Below are 4,435 nucleotides of genomic sequence, written 5' to 3' on the forward strand. Positions count from 1 at the left end.
TTCGTCCATCGCGCCTTCGGCGGTCTGGATCATCGAGATGCCGTCCTTGGCATTGCGGATGGCCTGGCTGGTGCCCCGGATCTGGGCACGCATCTTCTCCGAGATGCCAAGGCCGGCGGCATCGTCGGCAGCGCGGTTGATACGGTAGCCGCTGGAGAGCTTCTCCAACACCTTCCCCATCTTCGCAGCCGTGATGTTGAGGTTGCGCTGACCGTTCAAGGCAGCAACGTTCGTAACGATCGAAGACATCCTGCGTCTCCCCTTCTCGTACTCCCCCGGATCTCCCCGGGGCCTGCCCCGATGTGGATTTGGGCAGGTCTGACGCCTTGGTTATCGCTCCCGTCACGAACGATTCGGGGTGCAGAATAGGGGCCACCAGGGGTACACCGGTGACGAACACGTACCCACGGTGGACAGCGGGTGAACGAACCACCTCGCCGATCCCCCGAAAACGGCAACGGGGAGGTCACCTCAGGTGACCTCCCCGCACCGGGAGAGCGGCCTCGATCAGTCCGCGGATCAGCGCTGGAGGAGCTGCAACACCGCCTGCGGCGTCTGGTTCGCCTGCGCCAACACCGCCACCCCAGCCGACTGCAAAATATTCGAAGCAACCAGATCGCTCGAGAGCTCCGCGATATCCGCATCGCGGATCCGGCTCTCGCTCGCCGTCAGGTTCTCGACAGCCACCCCGAGGCTATTGATCGTGTGCTCCAGCCGATTCTGCGCCGCACCCAACGTGCCGCGCCGACTGTTCAACGTCTGAATCGCCCCGTCGAGCGCACTCATCAGGTTGTGCGCATCCTGAATCGTCTTCACCACCTGGTCGCCCAGCGTCGTGATCAGCCCGCTCGACCCGCCCAACTTGTACGCCGGCGAACCCAAGTTCTCGCTCAACATGCTCACGAACTCGAGCTGGAGCGTGTCCGGCACGTTCGCCCCGACTTGCAACGTCGAGACATTCCCCGTCCCCACGATCACCACCGTATTGTCCGTCGCCCCTGTCAGGTCCGAAATCACCTGGGCCGCCGTCCGCCCGGCTGGGCCGGTCTGCAGCGTGATGCTCACTCCTAGCTGATTGAAGTCCAGCGTCCGCGTCTCGTTCGGTGCCATGCCACTCACCGTCAGCGTCTGGGACGTGCCGTCCGCTCCCGTCAACGTCAGCTGCCCAGCGCCCGGCGAGGTGAACGTATACGTCTGCGGCCGCGCCGTCGTCGCCGTGATCGTCGTCGCCGTCAGACCGTTCACCGACAGGTTCGAATTGCCCCCCACCTGCATATCCGCCAGGAAACTCGACCACGAGTAGGCCGCAGGATCCGACGTAATCGTGAGCGTGAACCCATTGCTGAACACCACCGAGCCCCCCTGGCCCGCCGCGATCGTCGAGCCCGAGGCGAAGCCCGCCGCCGTCGCCACCAGCGCACCGCTCGCACTCCCGAGGCGCATCTCCAGCACACCGCCGTTGTTCACGAACACATAATCGCCCGCCGGCGCCGTCGCGAACGTCACCGTCCGCGTGCCACCCGAGGGAAGAGGGTCGCCACTCACCAAATGCGTCCCGCTCGCGCCAGCGTTCGCATAGCCGATCGTCTCCCCCTGAACGAGATTCGTCCCCGACACACCCGCCGCCATGCTCGAAAGCGCCCCCGTCAACACCTTCTGGCCATTGAACTCCGTGCTGTAGGCGATTCGGTCGATCTCCTTGCGCAGCTGGACGATCTCCTCGCCGATGCTCGTCCGCTCCGGTCCGTTGTCCGCGTACGTCCCGTTCGCCGCCTGCACCGCCAACTCCCGCATGCGCTGCAAAATCGCGTGCACCTCGTCCATCGCCCCCTCCGCCGTCTGGAGCATCGAGATCCCGTCCTGCGCATTGCGCAACGCCTGCTTGTTCCCGCGGATCTGCGCGCGCATCTTCTCGCTGATCGCCAGCCCCGCAGCATCGTCCGCTGCCCGATTGATCCGATACCCACTCGCCAGTTTCTCCAACGTCTTCCCCATCCGCAGGCCCGTCTTCGCCAAATTTCGCTGCCCGTTGATGGCACTCACGTTCGTCATGATGCGGGTCATCGTCGCCTCTCCTTCGCCGGCTCTCCACCGGAACCTTGGTGATGTCGCGCCCGGCGAGGTTGCCGCCCTCCCGGGCCACTACCGTGACAATCGGGTGAACAACGTGGACATTGAGTGACTGCCGCCCCACATCCCACCAAATTCAGGGTTTCGCCCTATGGCCCCCTCCCTCCAGCCATTCGCCCCCAGCGCACCCACGCCACCCGTGGCACACTGAACCCTAACCGCCGAACGGAGGGTCCCATGAAAACCACCGACGACTGGGTCGCGCGCCACGTCCCCAATACCCAGGAAGCCATCCGCGAGGCCCTCGACGTCCTCGACCGCTACGGCTACACCGCCGCCGACATCGACTTCCTCCTCTTCGAAGGCCAAACCACCGAGCACGACCCAGAACTCGAAACCGCCATCGGCCTCCTCGCCAGGCTCCGCGAAGCAGGCGTCAAAATCGCCTGAGCCCCTACCCTAACGCGCGCCGCAGCGCCGCCAGATTCTCCGCCACGCTCCGCTCCGCGTTGTAGACCGAGCTCCCGCACACCAACACCGTCGCCCCTGCCCGCGCACATTCCGCCGCGTTGTGCACCTTCACCCCACCATCGATCTCGATATCCGCGCCAAAACCCCCCGCATCCAGCAGGCGCCGAATCTGTGCCACCTTCTCCAGCTGCCGCCGAATCATCTCCTGCCCACCCCAACCCGGATTGATCGTCATCACCATCACCTGATCCACGTCCGGCAGCGACTCCTCGATCGCCGCCACCGGCGTCCCCGGGTTCAAGCAGACCCCCGCCTTCTTCCCCAGCCGATGGATCGCCTCCAGCGTCCGATTGATGTGCGGCGAAACCTCGATGTGCACATTGATGATGTCCGCCGTCTCCGCAAACTGCTCGATGAGCCGCTCAGGCTCGACCGTCATCAAATGAATATCGAAGGGCAGCCGCGTCACCTTCCGTAGCGCCTCCACCACCAACGCCCCGAACGTAATGTTCGGGACAAACCGCCCGTCCATCACATCCAAGTGGAGCATATCCGCCCCGCCCGCCTCAGCCGCCCGAACCTCATCCGCCAGCCGCCCAAAGTCCGCCGTCAAAATCGAAGGTGCAAGCTTTACGTGAGCCATCGCGCGCTATTCTACGGCCTCCGCACCGGCAGCTTATACTCTCTCGCATAGGCACCTGAACAGTTATGACCGTTCGCATCGTCACCGACTCCACCTGCGACCTCCCCAGCCACCTCGTGGCCGCCCACGACATCGTCGTCGTCCCCCTCACCGTCATCTTCGGCCAAGAAGCCCTCCAAGACGGCATCGACATCACACCCCCAGCCTTCTACGACCGCCTTCGCAATTCCACCCTCCTCCCCCGCACCAGCCAGCCCCCCGTCGAACGATTCCAACAGGCCTACCGAACCGCCGGCGCCGATGGCGCAGAAATCGTCTCCATCCACATCTCCTCCAAACTCTCCGGAACCCTCAACTCCGCCTCCGTCGCCCGCGAAACCCTCAAACACGACCTCCATATCGACCTCATCGACTCCTACAACGTCAGCCTCGGGCTCGGGCTCATCGTCCTCGAAGCAGCCCGTGCCGCCGCCCAAGGAGCCTCGCTCACCGAAGTCGTCGCCACCGCTCGCCGCGCCATGGACCGCGTCTCCGTCCACGTCGCCGTCGATACCCTCGAATACCTCCAGCGCGGCGGCCGCATCGGCCGGGCGCGCTCCCTGATCGGCTCCATCCTCAGCATCAAGCCCATCCTTACCGTCGACCAAGGCGAAGTCGCCCCATTCGAACGCGTCCGCACCCGTGCCCGCGCCCACGAGCGCATCCTCGAGCTCGCGTCCAGCATGCCCCGCGCAAAAGAGCTCTTCATCGCCCACGGCGACCTCCCCACAGAAGCCGAGGCCGCCCTCCTTCGCCTCCAACCCCACCTTCCCCACACCACCCTCCACACCGCCTACCTCGGCCCCGTCGTCGGCACGTACACCGGCCCCGGAGCCTTCGGCGTAGCCGCCCTCCAACGCGAATGACAGCCCCCCGCACCCTCGACCCCGTCCGCCTCCGTCGCCTGTTCGAACTCGAGCGCCAGAGCGGCTGCCGCAACACCGCCGTCCTCGGCGGCCTCGACCGCTTCCTCGTCCAGCTCCACGAAGATGGGCTCCTCCGCAATTCCCCCCTCGCCCCCGCCGCCCGCCGCCTCCCGCCCGGCGGCTACCGCTCCCTCCCACAACCAGAACGCGAACGCTGGGTAGCCGAAGTCCTCGCTGCCCTCGCCGATCCCAGCCCCGCCGCCACCGCCGCCACCCCGAAGCCCTCCGCCGCCAAAGCCCCCAAGCCCACCCCCAAACCACCCCTCCCCGCAGCCCCATCTCTCCG

General features: G+C 65.8%; 5 protein-coding genes and 2 pseudogenes. 4 read left to right on the forward strand and 3 right to left on the reverse strand.

The window, feature by feature from the left end:
- Both VAE53_RS07855 and VAE53_RS07860 read right to left on the reverse strand, forming a co-directional pair.
- Positions 1-249 (reverse strand): annotated as a pseudogene (locus VAE53_RS07855) (flagellin FliC); the annotation flags it as partial.
- 270 nt (positions 250-519) lie between these two features.
- The gene (locus VAE53_RS07860; RefSeq protein ID WP_322818818.1) at positions 520-2,043 is read right to left on the reverse strand and encodes a flagellin; all 1,524 of its coding nucleotides are present in this window, start codon (positions 2,041-2,043) and stop codon (positions 520-522) included.
- On the opposite strand from VAE53_RS07860, the gene VAE53_RS07865 reads away from it, so the two are divergent.
- Both VAE53_RS07865 and VAE53_RS07870 read left to right on the forward strand, forming a co-directional pair.
- Entirely contained in the window at positions 2,033-2,182 is a 150-nt protein-coding gene (locus VAE53_RS07865) for a hypothetical protein (RefSeq protein WP_322818819.1), read from the forward strand. The genes VAE53_RS07860 and VAE53_RS07865 overlap by 11 nt on opposite strands.
- A gap of 125 nt (positions 2,183-2,307) precedes the next feature.
- Positions 2,308-2,520: a hypothetical protein gene (locus VAE53_RS07870; RefSeq protein ID WP_322818820.1), complete on the forward strand. Its 213-nt coding sequence runs from the start codon at positions 2,308-2,310 to the stop codon at positions 2,518-2,520.
- 4 nt (positions 2,521-2,524) lie between these two features.
- Here VAE53_RS07870 and rpe read toward each other — a convergent pair whose 3' ends face one another.
- Complete coding sequence (rpe, locus tag VAE53_RS07875) at positions 2,525-3,184, reverse strand: ribulose-phosphate 3-epimerase (RefSeq protein ID WP_322818821.1); 660 nt, start codon at positions 3,182-3,184, stop codon at positions 2,525-2,527.
- Positions 3,185-3,249: 65 nt separating this feature from the next.
- On the opposite strand from rpe, the gene VAE53_RS07880 reads away from it, so the two are divergent.
- A complete protein-coding gene (locus VAE53_RS07880; protein WP_322818822.1) occupies positions 3,250-4,089 on the forward strand; it encodes a DegV family protein in 840 nt (279 codons plus the stop codon).
- Positions 4,086-4,435: pseudogene (locus tag VAE53_RS07885) on the forward strand (hypothetical protein); the annotation flags it as partial. The gene VAE53_RS07880 and the pseudogene VAE53_RS07885, both read left to right, overlap by 4 nt.

This window comes from Tepidiforma sp., from assembly GCF_034432735.1.
Classification (GTDB): Bacteria; Chloroflexota; Dehalococcoidia; order Tepidiformales; family Tepidiformaceae; genus Tepidiforma.

What these genes read in the sequence shown, in the direction of transcription:
- VAE53_RS07880 (WP_322818822.1), top strand. Translation starts at nt 3,250, where the DNA reads ATGACCGTTCGCATCGTCACCGACTCCACCTGCGACCTCCCCAGCCAC.
- VAE53_RS07865 (WP_322818819.1), top strand. Translation starts at nt 2,033, where the DNA reads ATGGCACTCACGTTCGTCATGATGCGGGTCATCGTCGCCTCTCCTTCG.
- VAE53_RS07870 (WP_322818820.1), top strand. Translation starts at nt 2,308, where the DNA reads ATGAAAACCACCGACGACTGGGTCGCGCGCCACGTCCCCAATACCCAG.
- rpe (WP_322818821.1), bottom strand. Translation starts at nt 3,184, where the DNA reads ATGGCTCACGTAAAGCTTGCACCTTCGATTTTGACGGCGGACTTTGGG.